The following is a 1,220-nucleotide window of genomic DNA, read 5'->3' on the forward strand; positions in this document are numbered from 1 at the left end:
ACACGACGTAAATTCACTCCTGAGTATCGGCGGGAGGCTGCGCGTCTGGTGATTGATACGGGCAGGCCGGTCGCGCCGGTGGCCCGCGAACTGGGTCTGGGTGAGCAGTTGCTTGGCCGGTGGGTGGCTCAGGAGAGGGCGCGTTTGGCGGCTCCGGAGGAGTTCGCGGCGGCCGAGACGGAGAAGTCGGAGCTGGAGCGTTTGCGCCGGGAAAATGCGCAGTTGCGGATGGATAACGAGTTCTTGGGAAAAGCCGCAGCCTTCTTCGCCTCCAAGCAGCCGAATCGGAATGCTTCGAACTGATGGAGGCCGAGAAGGCCAACTATCCCGTCCAGCGGATGGCCCGGCTCTTACGGGTGTCCCGGTCCGGGTTCTATGCCTGGCGCCAACGAGTCCATTCAGAAGCCACGGTTCGCGCCGCGGAGCGGGCGGATCTGGATGTGAAGGTCCGAAAGGCACATGTGAAGTCATGCGGGACGTATGGGGCGCCCCGGATCCGCGCGGAGTTGGCCCGGAATGGGACCGCTGTTGACCGGAAGACCGTTGCGGCGTCCATGCGCCGGCAAGGCTTGGAAGGTATCTCGCCGCGCCGTTTCCGTCCGGTGACTCCGGTCGGGGAGGTCCGAGTGCACTCCATCCCGGATCTGGTGGCCAGGAAGTGGGATACCGGGACCTTGGACGCGGTCTGGATCTCGGACATCACTTACCTTCGCACCGGCGAGGGCTGGGTGTATTTGTGTGCTGTCAGGGACGCCTGCTCCCGGCGGGTGATCGGCTGGGCGATGGACTCGGTCCAGACGGCCAGCCTGGTGGAACGCGCGCTGCGCATGGCTTACGTCCTGCGCGGCGGCGGCCCGGCCGGTGTCGTGTTCCATGCCGACCGCGGCACCCAGTACACCTCCGCCCAACTAAACGACGTCTGCGACAAGCTGGGCATTCTCCAATCCGTTGGCAGAACCGGCGTGTGCTGGGATAACGCGATGCAGGAATCGTTCTGGTCCACGCTCAAGACCGAGTTCTACGACCGCCGCCGCTGGGCAACCAGGCACGACGCGATCATGGCCACGGGTCGCTGGATCGAGGAGTTCTACAACCGCGTCCGATTGCACTCAGCTCTGGGCTTCAACACTCCTGTGGAGCACGAGCTACTGCTCTCCACAGCACAACCTCAGCCGGCACAAGCCGCCTGATCAACTGTCCACGATTTGCGGGCAACCCCA

1 protein-coding gene is annotated in these 1,220 nt (G+C 64.3%); it reads left to right on the top strand.

From position 1 onward, the window contains the following. Nucleotides 1–1,190 (top strand): IS3 family transposase gene (locus PV772_RS22945; protein WP_347887695.1). Its coding sequence is split into 2 segments (ribosomal slippage), with 1,191 coding nucleotides annotated over them: nt 1–259 and nt 259–1,190; the frame shifts between segments, so codons are not numbered across the junction. This gene is flagged as partial in the annotation. Nucleotides 1,191–1,220 lie beyond the last annotated feature (30 nt).

It is taken from the genome of Pseudarthrobacter sp. CC12 (genome assembly GCF_039907755.1).
Classification (GTDB): domain Bacteria; phylum Actinomycetota; class Actinomycetes; order Actinomycetales; family Micrococcaceae; genus Arthrobacter; species Arthrobacter niigatensis.